The organism is Lachnospiraceae bacterium JLR.KK002 (genome assembly GCA_036941025.1).
In the GTDB taxonomy this organism is placed as follows: Bacteria; Bacillota; Clostridia; order Lachnospirales; family Lachnospiraceae; genus Petralouisia.
On sequence record JAYMNP010000001.1, the window covers coordinates 1,168,453 to 1,191,669 of the forward strand.

General features: G+C 44.0%; 30 protein-coding genes. 18 read left to right on the forward strand and 12 right to left on the reverse strand.

Features of this window, described 5'->3' with window-relative positions:
- Positions 1 to 9 precede the first annotated feature (9 nt).
- From mreD to VSQ32_05685, 9 genes are all read left to right on the forward strand, one after another.
- Entirely contained in the window at positions 10 to 528 is a 519-nt protein-coding gene (gene mreD, locus VSQ32_05645; protein MEH2942351.1) for a rod shape-determining protein MreD, read from the forward strand.
- On the forward strand, positions 521 to 3,409 hold the full coding sequence (locus VSQ32_05650) for a penicillin-binding transpeptidase domain-containing protein (GenBank protein ID MEH2942352.1): 2,889 nt from the start codon (positions 521 to 523) through the stop codon (positions 3,407 to 3,409). The genes mreD and VSQ32_05650 overlap by 8 nt, the downstream gene beginning before the upstream one ends.
- A gap of 11 nt (positions 3,410 to 3,420) precedes the next feature.
- Entirely contained in the window at positions 3,421 to 4,107 is a 687-nt protein-coding gene (locus VSQ32_05655; GenBank protein MEH2942353.1) for a septum site-determining protein MinC, read from the forward strand.
- Positions 4,108 to 4,128: 21 nt separating this feature from the next.
- On the forward strand, positions 4,129 to 4,920 hold the full coding sequence (gene minD / locus VSQ32_05660; protein MEH2942354.1) for a septum site-determining protein MinD: 792 nt from the start codon (positions 4,129 to 4,131) through the stop codon (positions 4,918 to 4,920).
- 12 nt (positions 4,921 to 4,932) lie between these two features.
- Positions 4,933 to 5,211, forward strand: coding sequence for a cell division topological specificity factor MinE (gene minE / locus VSQ32_05665; GenBank protein ID MEH2942355.1), 279 nt, complete (start codon positions 4,933 to 4,935; stop codon positions 5,209 to 5,211).
- A 36-nt stretch (positions 5,212 to 5,247) separates the two neighbouring features.
- Entirely contained in the window at positions 5,248 to 6,372 is a 1,125-nt protein-coding gene (locus tag VSQ32_05670; protein MEH2942356.1) for an FtsW/RodA/SpoVE family cell cycle protein, read from the forward strand.
- Between the two features lies 1 nt (position 6,373).
- Positions 6,374 to 6,769, forward strand: a complete 396-nt coding sequence (locus VSQ32_05675; protein ID MEH2942357.1) for a methylglyoxal synthase — start codon at positions 6,374 to 6,376, stop codon at positions 6,767 to 6,769.
- Positions 6,753 to 7,745 carry a serine hydrolase gene (locus tag VSQ32_05680; GenBank protein MEH2942358.1) on the forward strand — a complete coding sequence of 331 codons (993 nt, stop codon included), beginning with the start codon at positions 6,753 to 6,755 and terminating at the stop codon, positions 7,743 to 7,745. Before VSQ32_05675 ends, VSQ32_05680 begins: the two co-directional genes overlap by 17 nt.
- Before the next feature lie 147 nt (positions 7,746 to 7,892).
- A complete protein-coding gene (locus tag VSQ32_05685) occupies positions 7,893 to 8,312 on the forward strand; it encodes a twitching motility protein PilT (GenBank protein ID MEH2942359.1) in 420 nt (139 codons plus the stop codon).
- Positions 8,313 to 8,434: 122 nt separating this feature from the next.
- On the opposite strand, the gene VSQ32_05690 is transcribed toward VSQ32_05685, so the two are convergent.
- Positions 8,435 to 8,647: a DUF378 domain-containing protein gene (locus tag VSQ32_05690; GenBank protein MEH2942360.1), complete on the reverse strand. Its 213-nt coding sequence runs from the start codon at positions 8,645 to 8,647 to the stop codon at positions 8,435 to 8,437.
- 148 nt (positions 8,648 to 8,795) lie between these two features.
- On the opposite strand from VSQ32_05690, the gene VSQ32_05695 reads away from it, so the two are divergent.
- From VSQ32_05695 to VSQ32_05730, 8 genes are all read left to right on the forward strand, one after another.
- Positions 8,796 to 10,181: an HlyD family efflux transporter periplasmic adaptor subunit gene (locus VSQ32_05695; GenBank protein MEH2942361.1), complete on the forward strand. Its 1,386-nt coding sequence runs from the start codon at positions 8,796 to 8,798 to the stop codon at positions 10,179 to 10,181.
- A 23-nt stretch (positions 10,182 to 10,204) separates the two neighbouring features.
- A complete protein-coding gene (locus VSQ32_05700) occupies positions 10,205 to 10,912 on the forward strand; it encodes a YggS family pyridoxal phosphate-dependent enzyme (protein MEH2942362.1) in 708 nt (235 codons plus the stop codon).
- A gap of 12 nt (positions 10,913 to 10,924) precedes the next feature.
- A complete protein-coding gene (locus tag VSQ32_05705) occupies positions 10,925 to 11,443 on the forward strand; it encodes a cell division protein SepF (protein ID MEH2942363.1) in 519 nt (172 codons plus the stop codon).
- A 3-nt stretch (positions 11,444 to 11,446) separates the two neighbouring features.
- The gene (locus VSQ32_05710; protein ID MEH2942364.1) at positions 11,447 to 12,208 is read left to right on the forward strand and encodes a YlmH/Sll1252 family protein; all 762 of its coding nucleotides are present in this window, start codon (positions 11,447 to 11,449) and stop codon (positions 12,206 to 12,208) included.
- Between the two features lie 14 nt (positions 12,209 to 12,222).
- A complete protein-coding gene (aroB, locus tag VSQ32_05715) occupies positions 12,223 to 13,314 on the forward strand; it encodes a 3-dehydroquinate synthase (protein ID MEH2942365.1) in 1,092 nt (363 codons plus the stop codon).
- Positions 13,311 to 13,850: a signal peptidase II gene (lspA, locus tag VSQ32_05720; protein ID MEH2942366.1), complete on the forward strand. Its 540-nt coding sequence runs from the start codon at positions 13,311 to 13,313 to the stop codon at positions 13,848 to 13,850. Before aroB ends, lspA begins: the two co-directional genes overlap by 4 nt.
- A 14-nt stretch (positions 13,851 to 13,864) precedes the next feature.
- Positions 13,865 to 14,797: an RluA family pseudouridine synthase gene (locus VSQ32_05725; GenBank protein ID MEH2942367.1), complete on the forward strand. Its 933-nt coding sequence runs from the start codon at positions 13,865 to 13,867 to the stop codon at positions 14,795 to 14,797.
- A gap of 254 nt (positions 14,798 to 15,051) precedes the next feature.
- A complete protein-coding gene (locus tag VSQ32_05730; GenBank protein ID MEH2942368.1) occupies positions 15,052 to 15,696 on the forward strand; it encodes a cytidylate kinase-like family protein in 645 nt (214 codons plus the stop codon).
- Here the strand turns inward: VSQ32_05730 and VSQ32_05735 are convergent.
- The 3 genes from VSQ32_05735 to VSQ32_05745 form a co-directional block, all read right to left on the reverse strand.
- Positions 15,681 to 16,745: a tyrosine-type recombinase/integrase gene (locus VSQ32_05735; GenBank protein MEH2942369.1), complete on the reverse strand. Its 1,065-nt coding sequence runs from the start codon at positions 16,743 to 16,745 to the stop codon at positions 15,681 to 15,683. The two genes, VSQ32_05730 and VSQ32_05735, sit on opposite strands and share 16 nt — an antisense overlap.
- Positions 16,746 to 16,909: 164 nt before the next feature.
- Positions 16,910 to 17,371, reverse strand: a complete 462-nt coding sequence (gene dtd / locus VSQ32_05740) for a D-aminoacyl-tRNA deacylase (GenBank protein MEH2942370.1) — start codon at positions 17,369 to 17,371, stop codon at positions 16,910 to 16,912.
- Between the two features lie 76 nt (positions 17,372 to 17,447).
- On the reverse strand, positions 17,448 to 17,813 hold the full coding sequence (locus tag VSQ32_05745; GenBank protein ID MEH2942371.1) for a LysM peptidoglycan-binding domain-containing protein: 366 nt from the start codon (positions 17,811 to 17,813) through the stop codon (positions 17,448 to 17,450).
- Between the two features lie 171 nt (positions 17,814 to 17,984).
- On the opposite strand from VSQ32_05745, the gene lexA reads away from it, so the two are divergent.
- Positions 17,985 to 18,602: a transcriptional repressor LexA gene (gene lexA / locus VSQ32_05750; GenBank protein MEH2942372.1), complete on the forward strand. Its 618-nt coding sequence runs from the start codon at positions 17,985 to 17,987 to the stop codon at positions 18,600 to 18,602.
- Positions 18,603 to 18,998: 396 nt separating this feature from the next.
- Here lexA and rsfS read toward each other — a convergent pair whose 3' ends face one another.
- The 8 genes from rsfS to rplU form a co-directional block, all read right to left on the reverse strand.
- Entirely contained in the window at positions 18,999 to 19,349 is a 351-nt protein-coding gene (gene rsfS / locus VSQ32_05755; GenBank protein ID MEH2942373.1) for a ribosome silencing factor, read from the reverse strand.
- The gene (yqeK, locus tag VSQ32_05760; GenBank protein ID MEH2942374.1) at positions 19,349 to 19,930 is read right to left on the reverse strand and encodes a bis(5'-nucleosyl)-tetraphosphatase (symmetrical) YqeK; all 582 of its coding nucleotides are present in this window, start codon (positions 19,928 to 19,930) and stop codon (positions 19,349 to 19,351) included. Before yqeK ends, rsfS begins: the two co-directional genes overlap by 1 nt.
- Complete coding sequence (nadD, locus tag VSQ32_05765; protein ID MEH2942375.1) at positions 19,884 to 20,561, reverse strand: nicotinate-nucleotide adenylyltransferase; 678 nt, start codon at positions 20,559 to 20,561, stop codon at positions 19,884 to 19,886. Before nadD ends, yqeK begins: the two co-directional genes overlap by 47 nt.
- A gap of 12 nt (positions 20,562 to 20,573) precedes the next feature.
- Positions 20,574 to 20,870, reverse strand: a complete 297-nt coding sequence (gene yhbY / locus VSQ32_05770; GenBank protein MEH2942376.1) for a ribosome assembly RNA-binding protein YhbY — start codon at positions 20,868 to 20,870, stop codon at positions 20,574 to 20,576.
- A gap of 20 nt (positions 20,871 to 20,890) precedes the next feature.
- Positions 20,891 to 22,177 carry a GTPase ObgE gene (gene obgE, locus VSQ32_05775; protein MEH2942377.1) on the reverse strand — a complete coding sequence of 429 codons (1,287 nt, stop codon included), beginning with the start codon at positions 22,175 to 22,177 and terminating at the stop codon, positions 20,891 to 20,893.
- 89 nt (positions 22,178 to 22,266) lie between these two features.
- Entirely contained in the window at positions 22,267 to 22,560 is a 294-nt protein-coding gene (rpmA, locus tag VSQ32_05780; GenBank protein MEH2942378.1) for a 50S ribosomal protein L27, read from the reverse strand.
- A gap of 3 nt (positions 22,561 to 22,563) precedes the next feature.
- Positions 22,564 to 22,893: a ribosomal-processing cysteine protease Prp gene (locus VSQ32_05785; GenBank protein MEH2942379.1), complete on the reverse strand. Its 330-nt coding sequence runs from the start codon at positions 22,891 to 22,893 to the stop codon at positions 22,564 to 22,566.
- 14 nt (positions 22,894 to 22,907) lie between these two features.
- Positions 22,908 to 23,213, reverse strand: a complete 306-nt coding sequence (rplU, locus tag VSQ32_05790) for a 50S ribosomal protein L21 (GenBank protein MEH2942380.1) — start codon at positions 23,211 to 23,213, stop codon at positions 22,908 to 22,910.
- Positions 23,214 to 23,217 lie beyond the last annotated feature (4 nt).

The following is a 23,217-nucleotide window of genomic DNA, read 5'->3' on the forward strand; positions in this document are numbered from 1 at the left end:
AAGCTGAGACTGAGACGCAAGCTGGTGGTATTTCTAATCATCGGCATCTGTTTCCTGCTGCAGTGCACCCTGTTTCAGGCGCTGGCCTTTGCCTCCATTTCGCCCAATCTTCTGATTGTGGTCACTTCCTCCTTCGGCTTTATGCGGGGCCGGAAAGAAGGCATGTGGATTGGCCTGCTCTGCGGCCTGCTGCTGGATATATTTTTTGGGAGCGTGATTGGGTTTTATGCTCTGATTTATGCATATCTGGGCTACATTAACGGATTTTTCCGCAAAATGTTTTTCCCGGATGATATTAAGCTGCCGCTGATTTTGATTGCAATGAGCGATTTTTCCTATAACATACTGGTGTATCTGTTTTTGTTTTTCTTAAGAGGAAAGTTGCGGTTTCCCTATTATCTGATTCATATTATGCTGCCGGAACTGGTATATACCATTCTGGTAACCATTATTCTCTATTTTGTGATTCTGAAAATAAATCAGAAACTGGAAGTCAGTGAAAGAAGGAGTGCAGGTAAGTTTGTTTGAGTTTTTAAAGAAGTTCAGTAAAAAATTGATAAGTTCCAGATTATTTGTGCTCAGCGTGGTCATGATTGGGCTCTTTGCCGTACTGTTTCAGCGGATTTTTGTACTGCAGATTATCAACGGAGAAGAATATCTGGACAATTATACCCTGCGCATTCAGAAAGAGCGTATTACTTCCGGAACCAGAGGAAGCATTTATGACCGCAACGGCAAACTGCTGGCTTACAATGAACTTTCTTATTCCGTTACCATAGAGGACAACGGTATTTACAGCAGCAATGATGAAAAGAACAGAAAGATGAACGAGGAACTGCATACTGTTATCCATATGATAGAAGATAAGGGAGATACCATTACCAATACGTTCAGCATTGTGAAAAAAGACCGGGGAGCATATGAATTCAACCTGTCCGGAAAGGCATTGAAGCGTTTTCTTGCGGATGTCTACGGACATACCAAAACAGACGATTTAAAATACAATAAAAGGTTAGGCTATAATGAAGGTTCTGCAACGCCGGAACAGGTCATGGAATACCTGCAGAAAGGGTTCGGCATTTATGTGGAAGGCAGGGAATACGAGGATAAAGTGCCGGAAGATACGGTGTATTATGAGGAAGAAGATGCATACAAGATTACTCTGCTGCGCTATGCCATTTCCCAGAACAGCTACCAGCGGTATGTCCAGACCACCATTGCGCAGAATGTCAGTGATGAGACCGTGGCCGTTATCAAAGAGAATTCTGAGATTCTTCAGGGGATTGACGTGATGGAAGACAGTATCCGCAAATATGAGGACAGCGTTTATTTTTCCCATATTATCGGTTATACAGGCAAAATATCCCAGGCGGAGTATGATGAACTTTCCAAAAAAGACGATTCCTATACCCTGAATGACGTGATTGGGAAATCCGGCATTGAACAGGTCATGGACCAGGAACTGCAGGGAACGAAAGGAACGGAGAAGTTCTATGCGGACAGTGTGGGGCGGATTACGGAAATCATTGAGAAAATAGACGCTTCCTCCGGAAATGATATTTACCTGTCCATAGACTGGGAATTGCAGAAAGCAGTTTACGGTATGCTGGAGCAGGAACTGGCCGGCATTATTTATGCCAATATTGAAAATATCAAGGAATATGATACCAGCACCGGTACAGCTTCCGATATTAAAATTCCTGTGGACGATGTGTATTTTGCATTGATTAACAACAATATTATCAATATAGACCGCTTAAGCAGGAAAGACGCAAAAGAAACAGAACAGCAGGTGTACAGTGCATTTCTGAGCAAACAGAACGCTGTCCTGGAGGGACTGCGCCAGCAGTTTGCTTCCGCTTCCCCCACGCCGTTTGAAGAACTGGACCGGGAACAGCAGAATTACATGAGTTATATCCTCTCCATGCTGGAGGAGAAAGACATTTTTCTGTCAGAGGAAGTGGATACGGAAGATGAGGTCTACAAGGACTGGAAGAACGATACGGTCAGCCTGTGTGAATATCTGCGGCGCGCCATTTCCATGAACTGGATTGATATTACAAAATTTGACACGGAATCCAGATATTCGGATTCTACGGAAATCTACAACGCCCTTGTAAATTATATTACGGAATCTCTGAAAGAAGACCGGGAATTCAGCAAAAAGATTTATAAATTTATGATAAATCAGGATTTGATTTCGGGCACGCAGATTTGTCTGTTATTATTTGAACAGGGCGTACTGCAGGAAAACGAAGGGGATTTGAGCGCTCTGCAAAACGGCAGCCTCAGCGCCTACAACTTTATACGGGATAAGATTAAGAATCTGCAGCTTACCCCGGCGCAGCTTGCTCTGGACCCCTGTACGGCAAGCTGTGTTCTGATAAATCCGAAGACAGGAGAACTTCTGGCCTGCGTTACTTATCCGGGCTATGATACCAACCGCCTTGCCAATACGGTGGATTCGGAATATTTTTCCAGCCTTCAGAGTGATTTGTCCATTCCTCAGTACAATAACGCCACCCAGCAGCAGACGGCTCCGGGTTCCACCTTCAAGCCGATTACTGCGGCGGCAGCTCTGACGGAAGGGGCAGTCAGCACAGGGGAACAGATTGTCACAAAAGGAGAATATACGGAAATCAATCCGTCGCCGAAATGCTGGATTTATCCGGGAAATACCCATGGTTCCATCAATATTTCCGAAGCAATCCGGGATTCCTGCAACTACTTTTTCTATGAGCTGGGTTATCGAATGAGCTCTGCGGGAGGAACCTATAATGAAAACCGGGGTATTTCCACGATAGAAAAATATGCGGCATTGTTCGGCCTGGATGAAAATACCGGCATTGAGATACCGGAGAATAAACCCCATATTGCGGACGAATACCCCATTACCGCATCCATCGGCCAGAGTAATCATAACTTTACCACCACTCAGATTGCCAGATATCTGGCCGCAGTGGCCAGCAGCGGAAATATTTATAAGCTGACTCTTCTGGATAAGGAGACCACTTCTGACGGAACACTGGTGAGAGAATTTAAACCGGAAATTATAAGGAATATTACGGAAGTATCCGCATCTTCCTGGAATGCGATTCAGAACGGTATGCGGATGGTAGCGGAGAATAACGACGTTTTCAAAGATTTTCCCATTGCAGTGGCCGGAAAAACGGGTACTGCACAGCAGATTCCAACGAGGCCCAATCACGCGCTGTTTATTGGATATGCGCCCTTTGGAAATCCTGAAATCGCCATTACCACAAGGATAGCCTATGGATATTCTTCTGCCAATGCAGTGGAAGTGTCCAGCAATATCCTGAAATATTATTTTAAACTTGCGGATAAAGACACATTGCTGAACGGACAGGCGGAAGATATCGAAAGTACAGCAAATGGATTTGCGGATTAGAGTTTGGAGGGATGAATTTGTCAAAGCCAGTGGTACTGAAGAGTAACAGGTACGGAATCAATCTGATTCTGGATGACAGCATGGAATTTGAATCGCTGCTGGACTGTATTCGGGAACGGTTTAAAGATTCCGAAGGATTTTTTAAGAATGCCAAAATGGCCATTTCCTTTGAAGGGAGAAAACTGACACAGGAGGAAGAATTCCGCATTGTGGAGACCATTACGGATCATACATCCATCAATATTATCTGTATTCTGGACAACGATGCGCTGAGAGAGGAACTGATTCGCCAGAAAATTGAGCGATTTGAGGATGAGCAGGCCGGAAAAACCGGAGAATTTTACAAAGGAACCCTTCGCTCCGGGCAGGTTCTGGACTGTGAAACCAGTATCGTTATCCTTGGAGACATCAATCCGGGGGCAAAAGTAATTTCCAAAGGAAATATTGTGGTACTGGGAGCACTGAAAGGCAATGCCTATGCGGGGGCAAACGGCAATGAACAGGCTTTCGTGGCCGCTCTGGATATGGATCCCATTCAGATTAAAATCGGGGACGTGATGGGAAGGAGCGCCGACAAGGTAACCGGAAAAAAGCGTCTGAAGAAACAGAAAGTTGTATCGGAACCACAGGTAGCCATCGTAAAAGACGGCAATATCTACATTGAACCGATTACAAAGGGTCTTTTGAATAATATATAAAAAGCAGGAGGATATAGTAGGATGAGTGAAGTAATTGTTATAACATCAGGCAAGGGCGGAGTTGGAAAAACCACCACTACGGCAAATGTGGGAACGGGTCTGGCGCAGCTTGACAAAAAAGTTGTGCTGATTGATACCGATATCGGACTTCGGAATCTGGATGTGGTTATGGGGCTGGAAAACCGCATTGTTTACAATCTGGTGGATGTGGTGGAAGGAAACTGTCGTATGAAGCAGGCTCTGATTAAGGATAAGCGTTATCCCAATCTTTCCCTGCTGCCTTCTGCCCAGACCAGAGACAAATCTGCCGTGTCGCCGGAACAGATGATTAAGCTGATAGAAGAGCTGAGAGAAGAATTTGACTATATTCTGCTGGACTGCCCGGCAGGAATTGAACAGGGATTTAAAAATGCCATTGCCGGAGCAGACCGGGCGCTGGTGGTTACCACGCCGGAGGTTTCCGCTATCCGGGATGCGGACCGGATTATCGGGCTTCTGGGAGCAAATGAAGTAAAGAGAACGGAGCTGATTGTGAACCGTCTCCGTATGGATATGGTAAAACGTGGGGATATGATGAACATCAATGATGTGACGGATATCCTTGCCATAGATCTGATTGGTGCGGTGCCGGACGACGAGCAGATTGTAATTTCCACCAATCAGGGAGAACCGCTGGTTGGCTCGGACTGTCTGGCGGGGAAAGCATTTGCCAATATCTGTCACAGAATTCTGGGAGAGGAAGTGCCCTTCCTGGATTTGGAGATTAAATCCAGCGTATGGGGGAAACTGAAAGAAATTTTTAAGAAAAATTAGGAGGAAGCCAGTATGGGTTTAATGGATTTATTTAAAAAGAAAACCTCCGGGGATATTGCCAAAGACCGATTAAAATTACTGTTGGTTTCCGACCGTGCAAACTGTTCTCCGGATGTGATGGAAATGATAAAAAATGACATTATTCAGGTGATTTCAAAATATATGGAGATTGATGCGGACGGACTGGACATTCAGATTACCCAGACGGAATCAGAGGGAAATAACGGGAATGTACCCGCATTGTATGCCAATATTCCCATTAAGGATATGAAGCACCCAAGTGCTTCCTGATAAAAAATGCAGAGATTTGGATAAGGGACTGGAATTATGTTAAAACAATATCAGATTAAAAACTACAATTTTCGTTTGGTAATCTATGTGGTAGCGCTTACCATGCTTGGAATCAGTGTGATTGGCAGCGCTCAGAAAGCCGTGCAGTCGAAACAGGTGTTCGGGCTTCTGCTGGGGCTGTTCGTGATGGTGATTGTCTCCATGATTGATTATTCCTTTATTCTGCGTTTTAACTGGCTGATTTATATATTCAATATCGGTCTCCTTTCGCTGATTACGTTTCATGTATTTGGACATCAGGCCGGGGGAGCTGGACGCTGGATTGAGATTGCCGGATTTCGGTTCCAGCCTTCAGAGCTATCAAAAATACTGCTGATTCTGTTTTTTTCCTGGTTTTTTTCCAAATATCAGGAGAAAATCAATACGCTGCCCATGATTCTGCTTTCCGGAGGGCTGATATTTGTCCCCTGGTTCATGATTGAGCAGCAGCCGGATTTGTCTACCAGTATTGTTGTAGCAATAATTTTTATTGCACTCTTGTTTTTGGCCGGATTAAGTTATAAAATAATAGCAGGCGTGCTGGCGGTACTGATTCCGGCCGGAACCCTGTTTATCTATCTGATTCTGCAGCCGAATCAGAAGATTCTTGACTATTACCAGTGGTTGCGTATTATGGCCTGGCTGCAGCCGGAAAAATATGCAAAAGATGCATATCAGCAGCAGAATTCCATTATGGCCATCGGCTCCGGACAATTGTGGGGTAAGGGACTGAACAACGATACGGCCTTTTCGGTGAAAAATGGAAATTATATTCCGGAGCCTCAGACAGATTTTATTTTCGCAGTTGCAGGAGAAGAACTGGGATTTGTGGGAGGAGCCGTGATACTGTTGCTGTTGCTGTTAATCGTAATCGAATGTATTTTAATTGGGAGAAAGGCAAAAGATTTGTCGGGACGGCTGATTTGCGGCGGAGTTGCTGCCTGGGTTGGATTCCAGACATTCGTTAATATCTGTGTGGTGACCGGATTAATGCCGAATACCGGTCTGCCATTGCCCTTTGTCAGCTACGGGCTTACCTCGCTGGTAAGTCTGTTTATTGGGATTGGACTTGTATTGAATGTAGGGCTTCAGCCTCTTAAGTACAGAATGGAGGGTTTTTAAAATGAATATTGGATTGATTGCACATGATTCGAAGAAAAAATTAATGCAGAATTTTTGCATTGCATATCGGGGGATACTCTGCAAAAATGAGCTGTTTGCAACGGGAACCACCGGAAGACTTATTGAGGAAGTGACAAATCTGTCAATTCACAAATATCTGGCCGGACATCTGGGAGGCGCCCAGCAGCTTGGCGCTCAGATTGAGCACAATCAGATTGACCTTGTAATCTTTCTGCGGGATCCTCTGACGCCGAAATCCCATGAACCGGACGTCAACAATGTGGTTCATCTGTGTGATACTCATAATATTCCACTGGCAACCAACCTTGCCACAGCAGAACTGTTAATCAAATCACTGGACAGAGGAGACTTAGAGTGGCGTGAAATGTATAAATAGAAATCAGACAGTCAGAATAGCAGGGTTTATTCTCTCTCTTGTACTGCTCTGCGGCTGCGGAGAGAAAGTGACCGTGGAACATGCCTATGACATTGCAGAAAGTCCCGGAATGTACGGACTTACTGTGGAGAGCAGCAACAGCGCTACATCCGCATCAAGTTCCTTTTTTGCGGAAGAACTCTGTGTGGCAGGTAACGAGAATATCTTAAGTGAAAACGTGACAGATTCTCTTTCTCAGGCTGCCGGACTGTTTAACTTAAAAGAACATACCATGGTATTTGGAAAAAATGTGCATGAACGGCTGTATCCGGCAAGCACTACCAAGATTCTGACTGCCTATGTGGCCTTAAAGTATGGAAAACTGACAGATACTGCCACCGTAACGGAAGCGGAGCTTCAGCTTGAGCCGGGGTCATCTGTCTGCGGGCTGAAAGCAGGAGAAACCACCACACTGGAGCATCTGCTCTATGGGCTGATTCTCTGCAGCGGAAATGATGCCGCTAATGTTATAGCGGATCTGGTCTCCGGAAGCACGGAAGAATTTGCAAAGAAGATGAATGAGGAGGCAAAAGCCCTGGGCGCCACCAACTCCCATTTTGTAAATGCCCATGGCCTGCAGAATGAAGAACACTATACCACCGTATATGATATGTATCTGATTTTTCAGGCGGCCATGGAAAATGAAGAATTCGTTAAAATTATCAGCGCTTCTTCCCATACCGGAGAACTGACCGATGCTTCCGGGCAGGCTGTTACGAAAGAATGGAAAAGTACCAATAAGTATCTGAACGGAGAAAAAGAGGTGCCGGAAGGGCTCCAGGTTATCGGAGGGAAAACAGGAACCACCAGTGATGCGGGCTCCTGTCTGGTGCTCTACAGTAAGAAAGGGGAACTTCCCATTATATCCATTGTTTTTAAGGCGGACAACGCTGACGGGCTTTACGAGGAAATGACACAATTACTAAAAGAAATTTGAAATAGCGGTTGAATTTCCCGTAAATATATACTATAATTACCATATTAAAAGCATTATTGTCATGCAAAATTGAGAATGGACTTCTGAATTGTGAGAAGAAAATTATCTATTTTGCATAAATTCGGTTGAGACTAGGAGGAGATTGTCATGGTACAAATTATAGCTGGCGAAAAGGGAAAAGGTAAGACAAAACATTTATTGGAGAGGGTAAACGAATCGGTAAAATCTGCTACCGGCAATATTGTGTATCTGGATAAAAGCCAGAAGCACATGTATGAGCTCAGCAATAAAGTTCGTCTGATTAATGTTTCGGATTATATGATTTCAAATTGTGATGAATTTCTGGGATTCCTCTGCGGGGTTATTTCTCAGGATCACGATCTGGAAGAGATGTATTTAGACAGTTTCCTTACCATTGCAATGTTAGAGGGCGGCGATATCAGCCATGCTATCACCAAGCTGGACTCTATCAGCGATAAATTCCATGTTAATTTTATTTTAAGCATTTCCATGAATGAAAGAGATTTGCCTGACTGTACCAGGGGGAAGGTAATCGTATCTCTGTAGACCATCAGAAAAGCGGACAGGTCCGCATCAACATGAGAACATACAAAAGGGGTTATCGAGTAAGCAGCGATAACCCCTTTGATTGAAAATATATTCGTTTTCTGCAGATGAGATGCTGAATGTCAGGCTTCGTTGATGGAGCGGATGCGCCCAAAAACGCTGCAGAGATACAGACCGCCGATTCCTACGATTCCATAGATAATCCGGGTGAGCCAGCTCATATCGCCGAATAAAAATGATACCAGGTCAAAACGGAATAAACCGATCAGTCCCCAATTGACAGCACCTACAATCACCAGTGCCAGCAGTGTGTAATCCAAACCTTTGGTATTCATATGCATTCCTCCTTTTACATGAATTTAGTATTTCCAGACGAAAAAAAATCATGTTGGAAATTCATGGCACTTGAGTTTGTACTTTTAAAATGATAGAATATCTGTAACATTTCATTGTGTGCAGCCACAGAAACAGGACTTAATATTTATGGCAAAAAAAAATAATAAAAAAGTTGTAAAATTCCACAGAACGTCTCATTTTAATATAGGCGTTGTTGTTTTTCTTATTATATTTGTATATATGGTTTACAATATTTTCCAGTATTTTACTGCAGGACAGGTGGCAGTTTATGAGGTAACTCAGGGAACCATTACCCAGAATCACACGTATACCGGCGTCATTCTGCGGGAAGAAAAAGTGTTTCAGGCGGAAAATTCCGGTTATATCAATTATTATAACAGAGATGCTGCGAAAGTCAGTGTAAATTCCTATGTGTATTCTGTGGATGAAACCGGAGATTTCTACAAAGAGATTACCAGTCAGAACGACGGACAGCTTTTTGCTGAAAAAGGCTCCTACGACGAACTGGAAAAAACAGCGTCCAACTATGTGCTGGATTATTCCAATGAAGATTTTTATAAGGTATATACCTTTCAGTATGATATGGAAGCAGAACTGATGGAAGCCATCAGTGCCAATGCGTTATCCAGTCTGGATCATTACCAGGAAGGGGCCTTGGGATTCCACATCCATCAGGCTGCGGAGCCCGGAATTGTGGTATACAATACGGATGGTCTGGAACATGTGACAACGGAAAATTTCACGAAAGATATTTTTGATGCTTCTGCCCATCAGAAAGAAAATCTGATTTCCAGAGAGCAGGTAACTGCCGGAGAGCCAGCTTATAAGATGATTACCAGCGAAATCTGGAACCTGGTGGTTCCGATAGAGAAGGAACTGGCCGATGATCTGGCAAAGGAGTCCAATATACAGGTGGAGTTTAAGAAGGACAATTCCACTGCCTGGGGGGCTTCCCGGATTTTAAATCAGGGCGATGACTGGTATCTGATACTGACCTTCCAGAATTCTGCCATTCGCTTTGCTGCGGACCGCTATCTGGATGTGAAGCTGCTGCTGTCAGATACCAATGGACTGAAAATACCAAACACAGCTCTGACGAAAAAAGATTTCTTTCTCATTCCCAAAGATTTTCTCACCAAAGGCGGAGATGACGGGAACAGCGGCGTTACGCGTCAGTATCAGGATGATAATGGCAAGATCATTATGGAATTTACAGAAGTTGCGATTGCAGAAGAAACAGAAAACAGATACTATATTGCAGCTTCCGCCCTGGAAAAGGGGGATATTCTGATAAAATCAGATTCCAGTGAGAAATTTACCCTGTCAGAAACAGAGTCTCTGCCAGGAGTCTTTAATATTAACAGAGGTTATGCGGTATTTCGTAAAGTGGAAATCCTGTTTCAGAATCAGGAATATACCATTGTAGATACAGGAACCAGTTATGGAATTTCCCTTTACGATCACATAGCGCTGGAAGCCTCAGCCATCAGAGAAAATGAGATTATACGGTAAGCTGCCGCAGGAGGATATATGGTATGGTAAAAGAGAATTTATTACAGGTACAGGAAAATATCAGAAAAGCATGTGAGAAGTCCGGCAGAAGTCCGGAGGAAGTTACCCTGATTGCAGTCAGCAAGACAAAGCCTGTTCCCATGCTGGAGGAAGCCTATGAAGCCGGAAGCCGGGAATTCGGAGAAAATAAAGTGCAGGAGATTATGGACAAATATCCGGTTCTGCCTTCTGACATTCACTGGCATATGATTGGACACCTCCAGAGAAACAAGGTAAAATATATTGTGGACAAGGTATGTCTGATTCATTCTGTGGATTCCCTGCGTCTGGCAGAGGAAATCAGCGCACAGGCAGAAAAGAAGCAGGTGGAAGTGGATATTCTGGTGGAAGTTAATATTGCCCAGGAGGAAAGCAAGTTTGGAATTTCCAGAGAAGAAGCCTTCCGGCTTGTGGAAGAAATTGCCAGACTTCCTCATATCCACATCAAAGGCCTTATGACAATTGCTCCCTTTGTGGAGAATCCGGAAGACAATCGGGAATATTTTCATCAAATCCGGCAATTATCTGTTGACATAATGCGGAAAAACATTGATAATGTAAGTATGTCTGTGCTTTCTATGGGCATGACAGGTGACTACATGGTAGCCATAGAAGAAGGGGCCACCATGGTTCGTGTTGGAACAGGTATTTTTGGCGAGCGGAATTATCCGAAAACCTGTGAAACTGATTAAAGGGAGACTATTATGGGAATGCTGGATAAATTTTTAGATGTTATGAGATTGAATTCAGACGACGATGATTTTTACGATGACGATTACTATGATGACGATTATGAAGAAGAAAAGCCTAAACGGAAGAGCTTTCTGAAGGAAAAAGATACGGAAGATGAGGAAGATGATTTTGAAGAAAAACGTCCGCGTCCGGTAAAAACGCCGAAGGTAACGCCTATGCGCCCTTCCAAAAGGCAGGCAAACGGCATGGAAGTATGCGTCATCAAGCCCACCACAGTAGAAGATGCACGGGAAATTACAGAGACCTTGCTGCTGAACAGAACCGTTGTATTGAATGTGGAAGGGCTGGATGTGGATATTGCCCAGCGTATTATTGATTTCACTTCCGGTTCCTGTTTTGCCATCAGCGGAAATCTCCAGAAAATTTCCAATTACATATTTATCATTACGCCGCCCAATGTGGATATTTCCGGTGATTTTGCCAATATTATGGATGCCTTTGACGTACCTGCCATCCAGAGGGATTTTTAGAAAATGGCAGAGATGACAAGGGACGAAAAATTACTGGCGAAACGTTTTATTGATTTATCCAGACAGGCACAGCAGAAAAACATCGTTGTATTCAGTGAATTTTTAAACTTAAACGAATTGAATATTTTCCGCCGCCAGGGTCCTGAACTCTGCTGCGACTTTGCATTGTCCGGCGGATATGAATTAAGTGAGCGTCAGATGATTGCATTTATACCTGATGCTCTTTGTTATACCTGGAATTTTCCCATATCCTGTTTGAAAATCACACCAGTAAATAAAAAATTTGCTGAAGAATTAAGTCATCGGGATGTACTTGGAAGTCTGATGAATCTTGGACTTGAGCGTTCCAGACTGGGGGACATTCTGGTGGATGAGCAGGAGATTTACGTGTTCTGCCATGAAAAGAATGCAGCGTATATTATGGAAGAACTTACCCGGATACGCCATACCACGGTCTGTACGGAACGGACGGAACCTGGGGAAATTTCTCCGGAGCCGAAAAAAGAAGCCGGAGAGGGAATCATAACTTCCAATCGTCTGGACAGCGTAATTGCCTGTCTCTGCAGAATATCCCGTTCTCAGGCAAGCCAGTGGATTCGCAGCGGCCGGGTGTTTATCAATAACAGGGAAATCCTTCAGATTACTTATGAATGCAGGGAACAGGATTTGATTTCCGTGCGTTCTATGGGGAGATTCCGATTTCTGGGCTGCCGGGGAGAGACACGGAAAGGACGCATGAAAATACAGTATGAAAAATATATTTAGATTGAGGAATGATTATGGGAAAAACAATAACAGTCTCTTATGAAGGAAAACCATGTTACAATATTGAAATTCAGCCGGATTTCCGTCTGCTTCCGGAACAGTTAAAAGGACTTGGATACGGCAGGAACCGGGCATGTATTATTACCGAATCCAATGTGGCAGGCTGGTACCTGGAGGAAGTGAAATCACTTCTGGAGCCGGTTTTTTCCTGCTGTACTTCCTTTGTATTTGAAGCGGGAGAGGCCAGTAAAAACACAGATACGGTAGGAGCGATTTATCACCATCTGATTCAGAATGCCTTTGACCGGAAAGACGTTTTAATTGCCCTGGGCGGGGGAGTGGTGGGGGATATGGCCGGATTTGCGGCAGCCACTTATCTGCGAGGTATTGATTTTGTGCAGGTTCCCACTTCTCTGCTGGCCCAGACGGACAGCAGCATTGGCGGAAAAACGGGCGTGGATTTTCAGCAGTATAAAAATATGGTAGGGGCTTTTTACATGCCCCGGCTGGTCTATATGAACATCTCCACTCTGAAAACACTGCCCGAACGTCAGTTTATTGCCGGAATGGCTGAAATAATCAAACACGGATTTATCAAAGACAGCAATTATACGGAGTTTATCCGCAGCCGCAGCCAGGAAATCCGAATGCAGGATTATCCTGTTATGGAGGAAATGATTTACAGGAGCTGCCGGATTAAAGGGGATGTGGTGGAGCGGGATCCAAAAGAACAGGGAGAACGCGCACTTTTAAATTTCGGTCACACCATTGGCCATGCCATCGAAAAATTGTCTGACTTTTCCTTATGCCATGGAGAATGCGTGGCCCTTGGCATGGTAAGCGCCGGTTATATTTCCTGTCGGAAAGGCACAGTTTCACCGGGGCAGTTTGAGGAATTAAAAGCCATTCTGCAAAATTACGGACTTCCCGTATCCCTTTCCGATTTTTCTCACAGTCCGGAAGAGATTCTTGCAGCCACAAAACTGGATAAAAAAATGGAATCCGGAAAAATAAAATTTATTCTGCTGAAAACACTGGGAGAATCTTATATTACAAAGGATTTGACGGATTCTGAGATTTTAGAAGGGATAAGATATATTTTATGAATGCGAAAAAGCGAAAAAGCTGTATCCTCTATGCAGTCAGCACTGTGTTGCTGCTGATGCTGGACCAGGTAACCAAATATCTGGCGGTCATCCATTTAAAGGACGGCAGTTCCTTTGTCCTGATTCCGGACGTATTTCAGCTTCACTACCTGGAGAACCGGGGTGCGGCATTTGGCCTGATGCAGGGTCAGAAGCCGTGGTTTGTAATCAGTACGCTGCTTATGCTTATGCTGATGGTTCTGGTATATTTCCGGATTCCCATGGATAAAAAGTATCGCTGGCTCCGGTTTATTCTGGTTCTTCTGACAGCGGGGGCTCTGGGAAACCTGGTGGATCGGCTGCGTCTGAATTATGTGATAGATTTCTTTTATTTTGAGCTGATAAACTTTCCTATTTTCAATGTGGCTGACATTTATGTTACGGTGGGAATGGGACTTTTGCTGATACTGGTTCTTTTCTATTATAAAGAAGAAGAACTGGAAATGCTCTGGCCTTTCCGCAGGAAGAAAGATAAGTCAGAAGAAGGGCAGCAGTAACAGGAGGCAAAATAATGGAGGATTTTTTTCCTGAAAACGCGGAGAAATTTGAGGTGAATCCGGAACAGACCGGAGAACGTCTGGATAAATTTCTGTCCGAAGTCTGCAAAGATTCCTCACGCTCTTTTCTTCAGAAACTGATAAAAGAAGGTCAGGTGCTTGTAAACAGGGAACCCCAGAAAGCCAGTTACCGGGTAACGGAGCAGGATGTGGTTCACCTTACCATTCCTCCGGCCCAGGAACCGGAACTTCTTCCGGAGCCCATTCCCCTGGACGTCCTCTATGAGGATGATGACCTTCTGGTGGTAAATAAACCAAAAGGGATGGTAGTACATCCTTCAGCAGGCCATGATTCCGGCACTCTGGTGAACGCAGTGATGTATCACTGCAGAGACAGCCTTTCTGGTATCAATGGCCATATCCGGCCCGGTATTGTACATCGGATTGATATGGATACCACTGGAGCTCTGATTGTCTGTAAAAATGACAATGCCCATATCAGAATTGCAGAACAGATTAAGGAGCATTCCGTGACAAGGCGTTACCTTGGAATTGTGAAGGGGATTGTGAAACAGGATACAGGAACCATTGAAACTACGGTTGGACGCCATCCGATTGAGCGTAAAAAGATGGCAGTGAACGTGGTGAATGGCAGGAGAGCAGTGACTCATTACAGAGTTCTCCAGCGGTTTTCCAGACACACGTATATGGAATTTGAACTGGAAACAGGGCGTACCCATCAGATTCGTGTCCATATGGCCAGCATGGGCCATCCCCTTCTGGGAGACAGTCTCTATGGAAATGGGAAGAATCCCTGGCATCTGCAGGGGCAGACATTACATGCGGCAGTCACAGGATTTATTCACCCCACTACCGGGGCATATCTTGAAATAGCAGCTCCGCTGCCGGAATATTTCAGGCAGCTCCTTCAGAAGAACCAGCTCTGAAACCGTATATACATTTTGCCGGGATTGTGATATAATATGCCTTGAAGAGGGACCCATCGTTTGCCTTGAGGAGGGACCCATCGTTTGCCTTGAGGAGGGACCCATCGGAGATGGGAGGAGACCTGAAGGCAGATGGGAGGAGACCTGAAGGCAGATGGGAGGAGACCTGAAGGCTGAACAGGAAGGAATCCTGAAGGCTTCGAAAAAATGACATATTGGACTGATGACAGAACAAATGGAAAGGTGGTATATGTATGGAACAATTTGTAATTACAATTGGACGGGAGTTTGGCAGCGGCGGTCTGGATGTGGGACGGATGCTCTCGGATAAATTAAATGTAAAATGCTATGACAAGGAATTACTTTCCATGGCTGCAAAAGAAAGCGGATTATGTCAGGAAATTTTTGAAAATCACGATGAAAAGCCCACCAGCAGTTTCCTCTATTCACTGGTTATGGATACTTATTCTGTCAGCGGGTACACATCTGCGCCTTTTCTGGATATGCCCCTGAATCATAAAGTTTTTCTGGCGCAGTTTGATGCGATTAAGAATCTTGCCAGAAAGGAGTCCTGCATTATTGTAGGCCGCTGTGCAGATTATGCACTGGCAGAACATCCCAATTGTATCAATGTCTTTATCCATGCGGATATGGAATTCCGTATTGACCATATTATGAAGACTTTCGACCTTTCAAGAGAAAAGGCTACGGACATGATACATAAAACAGATAAGAAACGCGCAAGCTATTATAACTATTATTCCAGCAAAAAATGGGGAGATTCCAGAAGCTATCATCTGACTCTGGACAGCAGCCAGCTTGGACTTCAGGGCTGCGGAGAGATGATTCTGAACTATATGGATATACGGAAAAAATATAAAATTCAATCATCTTCCTGAAAGATACTTCCGGAGAATTTCCCTGCAAGTTTGCGGCGTTCATCGTCAATGGCCGCGTAGTGCTGGCGTGTGGTTTCAACACTTTTATGGCCCAGTGCATCGGCTACCAGATAAATGTCGCCTGTTTCTTTATAAAGATTCGTCCCATAGGTGCTGCGCAGCTTGTGGGGCGTAATTTTTTTGCTGATTTTAGCTGCGTCCGTATATTTCTTTACCAGTTTTTCTACGGCACGGGTAGTCAGCCTGCTGTATTTCAGGGAGAGAAACAGTGCGTTTTCATGTTCCGGCAATGCTTTTTCCGCCAGAATGGGGCGTTCCAGCTCCAGATAATCCAACAATGCATTGCTTACTTCTTCGCCGAAGTAAACCATGGATTCATTCCCTCCTTTTCGTACCACCCGCATACCATAATGTTTAAAACTTACATCATTGACGTCCAGTCCCACACATTCCGATACACGAATACCTGTTCCGAGCAGCAGAGTCAGAATAGCAATATCCCGGTATTTTGTTTTCTGATGGGAGGCGAGCTGCCTGGCAGTAAGAGAACTTCCGTGTTCCACTGCGGAAATCAGTTCCGCAACTTCGTCTTTATCGAGACGGATAATATTTTCTTTATGCTTTTTCGGTGTTTCTATCATGGAAGGTGCGTTTGTCTTAATAAATTCCTTTTTAAAATAATAGTTATACATGGTACGGATAGCGGAGAGCTTACGGGATTTTCCTTTTTCTCCGTTGGTAACAGCCTGCCCGTCTCTTTTTTCATAATAAGACAGGTATGCCAGGTATTCCTCAATATCCACCGGGGTCATTTCATCCAGTACGGATATGGGGATATCGTGCATGGGCATTCTGGCATATACGGGATTATTTTCCTGTATAAATTCAAAAAAAATACGAATATCATATCCATAGGATAATCTGGTTCTGGATGCTGTATTTCTGGTATCCAGATATCGGAAAAAATCTCCGCAGAATTTTGGAAGTTCTTTTAATAATCCCTGAAGTTTGCGCTTATTTTCCAGATTAATTTTTTCCACGTAATCCATGAAAAATCCTTTCTTTTATATTATTAACAGTTTACAGAATTCGGTCCCGGCAAATGTTCTATCTGTAAAAAATCAGGAGCCGCTGCAAACAGGGAACGATGTATTGGTTGTCTGAAATGTTCCATATATCAGTTCGTAAAATCAACATTTCGCGAACTGATATATCAGGAAGCGCTGTGTACTATTTCTTCTGAATCCAGCAGAATGGTAAAGGGTCCGTCGTTCAATAAAGAAATTTTCATGTCAGCTCCGAAAACTCCGGTTTCCACTACCGAAATCTGTTTTCTGCATTCAGATATAATGTATTCATATAATTCTCTGGCCAGTTCCGGATGACCGGCTTTGGTAAAGGAAGGCCGATTGCCTTTTTTGCAGTCAGCATATAATGTAAATTGCGAAATCAGCAATAATTCACCGGATATATCCTGAAGAGACAGATTTGTCTTTCCCTGTTCATCGCTGAAAATCCGCATACCAGTCAGTTTCCGAATCATCTTATCTGCAATTTCACGGGTATCCTGATGGCTGATTCCGATAAATACCAGAAATCCGTTTCCAATTTTCCCGATGGTTTCCTGTTCAACTGTTACCTGAGCTTCTGTGACGCGTTGAATGATAAATCGCATATTAATTGCCTCCATTACAGCTTTGTGTACGCTATTCACTATTATAGCTCTGTGAAAAGGAAAATACAAGAAATAGTTACGGGATATAATATGGTACAAGCAGAAATTTTCCCGCATGAATCTCATCGCTGCCAAGGCCGTTTAGAGATTTAATATCTCTTACATATTCCTGAATACTGTCATAGTCATCTGTCATATATTCCGAGGCAATGCTCCAGAGACTGTCGCCGGACTTTATTTCAATGCTTGTGTAGGACTTGAAGCCTGTGTCTGTTTCTGCTGCTTTCGGGCTTTTTCCCTGGAACAGAAGAATTCCTGCAAAAATACAGCAGACAAGAGAAATTCCTGCAGTAAGAAGAATCTTCTTATTTCTGTGCTGCCGGATTTTTATATACTGAAAAACCCTTTCTGATAAGGCCATACCTGTTCTGCTGTATTTCATAATTTCTTCCCTCCAATCCGAACACATATTCCGAACATTTGTTTATACAGATTATAAATGAAGAACATATATTTGTCAAGAAAATTCAAGAACAGATTTTCGGAATATGTGTTTGCATTTCGGAGAAATCTGTGTTAAGATAAAAACAGTTAAAGTTTGGGAGGTACGATTATGGCATATGGAAAAATAAGTGAAAAACAGAAGGAAATTCTGGAATACATTAAGAGCGAAATTCTGAACAGGGGCTATCCCCCTGCAGTGCGTGACATTTGCGAAGCTGTTCATCTGAAGTCCACGTCTTCTGTTCATTCTCATCTGGAAACACTGGAGAAGAATGGTTATATCCGGAGAGATCCCACCAAGCCAAGAGCAATTGAAATTATAGACGACACCTTTAATCTGGTGCGGCGTGAAGTGGTAAATGTTCCCCTTCTGGGACGTGTTGCTGCCGGACAGCCGCTGCTGGCGGTGGAGAATATTGAAGCCTATTTTCCCGTACCTTCGGAATATATGCCCAATGAAGAGAGTTTTATGCTGCGTGTAAAGGGAGAAAGCATGATAAATGCAGGAATTTTTGACGGGGATAATATTCTGGTGCGGCGTCAGTCCACTGCCTCCAATGGCGATATGGTAGTTGCACTGGTGGATGATTCTGCCACAGTGAAGACATTTTATAAAGAAGATGGCTATTACCGCCTTCAGCCGGAGAACGACTCCATGGAGCCTATTATTGTAGAAGAATGTTCTATCCTTGGGAAAGTGTTTGGGGTATTTCGTTTTTTTGAATAGTAGTGACATCTTCCATTCGCACGAGTGTGTATAATGGTTTTATCTTATAAGAAGATACTTTCACGCTTTAGTGTGACACGGTATTTCCTATAAGATAAAAAAGCGGACAGGTCCGCTTCAACTCCCTGAATCCCTCATTCTTGAGGGACCTGGGCGCTTTGTCGCGCACGAGCGGATTGCCTGGCAATAAATTTCCTCTCCGCGAGCTGCGCATCCTGCCCGGAAGGCTTTTCTCTTATAGGAAATCTATATACTTTAGCATTTCACAGTGACACGGTATTTCCTATAAGATAAAAAAGCCGCTGTAAAATGCTGCTGTATACGGATTATGGTATCCGGGTTTTTCCATATCTTGTATATAAACTGCATTTTACAACGACCCCTGAATCTGTTGTTTTATAAATCTTCCACTGCTATTTTTTTACCGTCTGTCCAGATTCGTTCCAGATCATAAAACAGACGGTCTTCTTTGGAAAATATGTGGACAATAATATCGCGGTAATCCATGAGAACCCAGCTTGAGCTGCGGTTGCCTTCAATCTGTTTCGGCGTATGTCCGGCTTTGCCCAGTTCTTCTTCTACTGCATCCACCATTGCCTGAATCTGGTTGACATTTCCTCCGGTTGCGATTACAAAGTAATCAGCCAGCGGAGAAATTTCACTGATATCAATTACACGTACTTCTTCTGCCTTTTTTTCACTTAATGCATGGCAGGCAGCTCTTGCCATTTCACGGGAAATATCCATTATATGTCCTCCTGTTTTGCCTGATTTTTAAAATACTGGTAAGATTCCATGGTCATGGGATCAAGTTCACCGCCTTTTCTCTTCAGATAATCCAGTGTATCTGAAAGGATTTTCAGCATGGTACGGTCCAGATCTTCAAAGGCCATCTTCCGTACCTCTTCCAGGTCAGGTGCTTTATCCCGGTTCGGTTCAATATAATCTGCAATATAGATAATTTTATCCAGCGTGTTCATATTCGGTGCTCCTGTCGTATGCACCTGAATGGCATGAAGAATGTCCTCATCGTCTGTTTCATAATATTTCTGTGCGAAAAATGCTCCCAGTTTTGCATGAAGCAGAAAGGGGCTTCGTTCCTCTGAAGGGGAAATGGGAATATCATATTTTTTGCACAGTTTAAATTTATCCCGGCTGGAAACGCATTTCGCACAGTCATGCAACAGCCCTGCATACATGGCCTGTTCCAGATTTGCATGGTGTGCCATTGCCAGTGCCGCGGCCGTGTACATGACACCAAGGGTGTGGGTATATCGTTCCTTATCCAGTTCCTTTTTCAGTTTCTTCTCTATCTCCGTTCGTTTCAATCTCTGCTTCCTCCCCTTCATATAAATGATGTTCTCTGATATAAGATTCTACTGTTCCGGGAACAAGATACCGTATGGTCCGTCCATACCGCAGCCTGTTACGAATATCCTGAGAAGATACTTCCAGACTGGGGGTATCCAGCGGAAAAAATCTGTCCTGGTATTTTTCATTCAGGTAAGCAATCTGCTGGAAAAATCGTTCTTCCTGTCTGTGTTTGCGGCAGGCAGCCAGAATACGGCAGCTTTTCAGAATTTCTTCCGGTTTCCGCCAAAGTTCAAAATCAAAGAGTGAATCTGCGCCCAGAATAAAAAACAATTCTGCATTTGTATAATTTTCTTTTAATTTCTGCATGGTAATATAAGTGTAACTGGTTTTCCGGGACTCCACTTCCATCTTATTCAGGGAAAATACGGGGTTGTCGGCAATGGCCAGAGCAACCATACGACAGCGGTGGATGGAATCGGTCACATACTGCTCCTGCTTGTGGGGAGAATGACCTGTGGGCAGAAATAATACTTTGTCAAGCCGGAACTGTTCTCTGGCATTTTCTGCAATCATCAGGTGCCCGTAATGAATGGGATCAAAGGTTCCTCCCATAATCCCTATTCTTTGTACTTTGTTTTTTTTCATATTGCACCCCTGCTATTTCGGCAGTTGAATTTTTGGCTCCTTTTTTGCCGGACGGTATAATATTATTTTTTTTCCAATCACCTGGACCACCAGGGAGTGTGTACGCTCTGCCACTGTATCGGCTATTTCATTTGGGTCGTCGAAACAGTTTTTTAATACGGAGAGTTTTATCAGTTCTCTTTTTTCCAGCGCTTCGTCCACTGCAGCTACAAGTTCCGGCGTCAAGCTTGATTTTCCAACCTGGAAAATGGCGTCCTGGCTGCTGGCCAGACTTTTTAAATATGCGCGCTGCTTACTTGTTATATTCATGGCATATCCTTTCTGAAGCCTTATTTATAGTAATCAAATTCCAGACCGTACATCCGTACGGTATCTCCTTCGGAAATTCCGGCGTTTTCCAGGTCTTCCAGGATTCCCTGTTCCCGCAGAAATTTCTGAAAAAACAGAAATCCCTTTTCTGAATCAATATTGGTATATCCAAGCATTTTTTCAATTTTCGGGCCTTCTACCACATAGACATTATTTTCCACGTCATATTCCACAGTGCAGGCTTCTTCCTGGAATATGGCGGTTTCCGGAAAGAACTCCTGTTCATAGACAATGGGAGTATCATCCATGCCGGAAAGAAGGTCATTGACATAATACAGTAATTCCTTTAATCCCTGTCCGCTGACGGCAGATATGGGAAAAACGCGGATTCCCTGAGATTCAAATTCTGCTTTTAACAGAGGGATGGCACTTTCTGATTCATCATAAATGGCGTCCGTTTTATTTGCGGCAATAACCTGAGGTTTTTTCAAGAGCTGGGGATTGTAATTTTCCAGTTCCCGATTGATGGCATAAATATCTGCCACAGGATCTCTTCCCTCTACGGAAGCGGCGTCCACCATATGAATCATAACGCGGGTCCGCTCGATATGCTTCAGGAAAGCATGGCCCAGTCCTACTCCTTCGGAAGCTCCCTCAATTAAACCGGGAATGTCTGCAATCACAAATCCTCCGGCGTCTTCCAGATCAACTACACCCAGATTGGGATTTAAAGTGGTAAAATGGTAATTTGCAATTTTAGGCCGGGCATTGGTCACACGGGCTAACAGTGTGGATTTTCCCACATTGGGAAATCCAACCAGTCCCACGTCCGCAATCACTTTCAGCTCCAGACGGACTTCCAGTTCCATACCGGGCTGTCCGGGCTGGGCATATTTCGGCGCCTGCATGGTGGCGGTGGCATAATGCTGATTTCCCAGTCCGCCTCTGCCGCCTTTCAGAATAATCTGGCGTTTGTTTTCTCCGGACATATCGGCGATGACTTTGTCGCTTTCTGCGTCGCGGATGATGGTTCCGGCAGGTACTTTGACAATCAGGTCTTCCCCGTTTTTGCCGTGGCAGTTGCGTTTCCTGCCGTCCTCGCCGTTCTCCGCTGCGTATTTCCGCCGGTGTCTGAAATCGGTGAGGGTATTCAGCCCTTCGTCTACCTGAAAAATCAGGTTACCTCCATGGCCTCCGTCACCGCCGTCCGGCCCGCCGTTAGGAACGTATTTTTCTCGTCGGAAAGAGACATGCCCATTGCCGCCTTTCCCTGATTTTATTATAATTTTTGCACTGTCTGCAAACATGGTTTATACCTCATAATTGTGATAAAAACAGCCGTATGAAAAGAATAGACCCGGCTATTCAGTCGAGTCTATCAGTGGTATCATGCAGTCTACTGTTCGTTGCCTGCTACTGGATATACGGAAGCCTGTTTTTTATCTCTTCCTTTTCTTTCAAATCTCAGAACGCCGTCAACCTTGGCGAATAATGTATCATCTCCGCCCTTTCCAACATTCACCCCAGGATGAATTCTGGTTCCGCGCTGTCTGTATAAAATATTTCCAGCCTTGACAAACTGTCCGTCAGCTCTTTTTGCACCCAACCGTTTAGATTCGGAATCTCTGCCGTTCTTGGTAGAACCAACTCCCTTTTTATGAGCGAAAAACTGAAGATTCATATTCAACATGTTCTACACCTCCTCGAATGTAAGCGAAACATACTTTTTGCCGTAATTTTTCTGTATTCCCTGTAAACCCAGAACCAGTGAACGGAGCAACAGCAGGGAGCTTTCAGAGTATCCCTCTTTCAGGGAAAAATCAATCCGTCCCGTATCAGAATCCGTCGTCAGATCAAACCTGTCTGATACAAGCTGTTCCACAGAATTAATGGCATTTATCACCAGAACTGAAACTGCGGCACAGACAATATCTTCTCCGGAAACAGCGTATCCTGCGTGTCCCTTACAGCGAAATGCTGTGTATTCCTGTTCTCTGTTTTTATAAACTGTGATACAGATCATAATATTCCTGTCACTTAACCATTAATCTTTTCAATCTTTACTTTGGTGAAGGACTGTCTGTGACCGTTCTTCTTGTGATAGCCGGTTTTTCTCTTATACTTGTAAACGATGACTTTCTTTCCTCTTCCGTTTTCCACTACGGAAGCCTCAACAGTTGCGTTTGCTGCATCTGTTCCAACTTTCAGAGAACCGTCGTTTACTGCCAGTACATCGTCAAAAGTAACTTTTTCACCAGCTTCCAGACCAAGTTTTTCAATGGTAATGATATCGCCTTCAGATACTTTGTACTGTTTACCACCTGTTGCTATAATTGCGTACATATGG

Bases quoted from the DNA above. Each gene is read 5' to 3' on its own strand.
- VSQ32_05655 (MEH2942353.1), top strand. From the start codon at position 3,421: ATGAATTTGTCAAAGCCAGTGGTACTGAAGAGTAACAGGTACGGAATC.
- minD (MEH2942354.1), top strand. From the start codon at position 4,129: ATGAGTGAAGTAATTGTTATAACATCAGGCAAGGGCGGAGTTGGAAAA.
- minE (MEH2942355.1), top strand. From the start codon at position 4,933: ATGGGTTTAATGGATTTATTTAAAAAGAAAACCTCCGGGGATATTGCC.
- VSQ32_05670 (MEH2942356.1), top strand. From the start codon at position 5,248: ATGTTAAAACAATATCAGATTAAAAACTACAATTTTCGTTTGGTAATC.
- VSQ32_05675 (MEH2942357.1), top strand. From the start codon at position 6,374: ATGAATATTGGATTGATTGCACATGATTCGAAGAAAAAATTAATGCAG.
- VSQ32_05685 (MEH2942359.1), top strand. From the start codon at position 7,893: ATGGTACAAATTATAGCTGGCGAAAAGGGAAAAGGTAAGACAAAACAT.
- VSQ32_05690 (MEH2942360.1), bottom strand. From the start codon at position 8,647: ATGAATACCAAAGGTTTGGATTACACACTGCTGGCACTGGTGATTGTA.
- VSQ32_05695 (MEH2942361.1), top strand. From the start codon at position 8,796: ATGGCAAAAAAAAATAATAAAAAAGTTGTAAAATTCCACAGAACGTCT.
- VSQ32_05700 (MEH2942362.1), top strand. From the start codon at position 10,205: ATGGTAAAAGAGAATTTATTACAGGTACAGGAAAATATCAGAAAAGCA.
- VSQ32_05705 (MEH2942363.1), top strand. From the start codon at position 10,925: ATGGGAATGCTGGATAAATTTTTAGATGTTATGAGATTGAATTCAGAC.
- VSQ32_05710 (MEH2942364.1), top strand. From the start codon at position 11,447: ATGGCAGAGATGACAAGGGACGAAAAATTACTGGCGAAACGTTTTATT.
- aroB (MEH2942365.1), top strand. From the start codon at position 12,223: ATGGGAAAAACAATAACAGTCTCTTATGAAGGAAAACCATGTTACAAT.
- lspA (MEH2942366.1), top strand. From the start codon at position 13,311: ATGAATGCGAAAAAGCGAAAAAGCTGTATCCTCTATGCAGTCAGCACT.
- VSQ32_05725 (MEH2942367.1), top strand. From the start codon at position 13,865: ATGGAGGATTTTTTTCCTGAAAACGCGGAGAAATTTGAGGTGAATCCG.
- VSQ32_05730 (MEH2942368.1), top strand. From the start codon at position 15,052: ATGGAACAATTTGTAATTACAATTGGACGGGAGTTTGGCAGCGGCGGT.
- VSQ32_05735 (MEH2942369.1), bottom strand. From the start codon at position 16,745: ATGGATTACGTGGAAAAAATTAATCTGGAAAATAAGCGCAAACTTCAG.
- dtd (MEH2942370.1), bottom strand. From the start codon at position 17,371: ATGCGATTTATCATTCAACGCGTCACAGAAGCTCAGGTAACAGTTGAA.
- VSQ32_05745 (MEH2942371.1), bottom strand. From the start codon at position 17,813: ATGAAATACAGCAGAACAGGTATGGCCTTATCAGAAAGGGTTTTTCAG.
- lexA (MEH2942372.1), top strand. From the start codon at position 17,985: ATGGCATATGGAAAAATAAGTGAAAAACAGAAGGAAATTCTGGAATAC.
- rsfS (MEH2942373.1), bottom strand. From the start codon at position 19,349: ATGGATATTTCCCGTGAAATGGCAAGAGCTGCCTGCCATGCATTAAGT.
- nadD (MEH2942375.1), bottom strand. From the start codon at position 20,561: ATGAAAAAAAACAAAGTACAAAGAATAGGGATTATGGGAGGAACCTTT.
- yhbY (MEH2942376.1), bottom strand. From the start codon at position 20,870: ATGAATATAACAAGTAAGCAGCGCGCATATTTAAAAAGTCTGGCCAGC.
- obgE (MEH2942377.1), bottom strand. From the start codon at position 22,177: ATGTTTGCAGACAGTGCAAAAATTATAATAAAATCAGGGAAAGGCGGC.
- rpmA (MEH2942378.1), bottom strand. From the start codon at position 22,560: ATGTTGAATATGAATCTTCAGTTTTTCGCTCATAAAAAGGGAGTTGGT.
- VSQ32_05785 (MEH2942379.1), bottom strand. From the start codon at position 22,893: ATGATCTGTATCACAGTTTATAAAAACAGAGAACAGGAATACACAGCA.
- rplU (MEH2942380.1), bottom strand. From the start codon at position 23,213: ATGTACGCAATTATAGCAACAGGTGGTAAACAGTACAAAGTATCTGAA.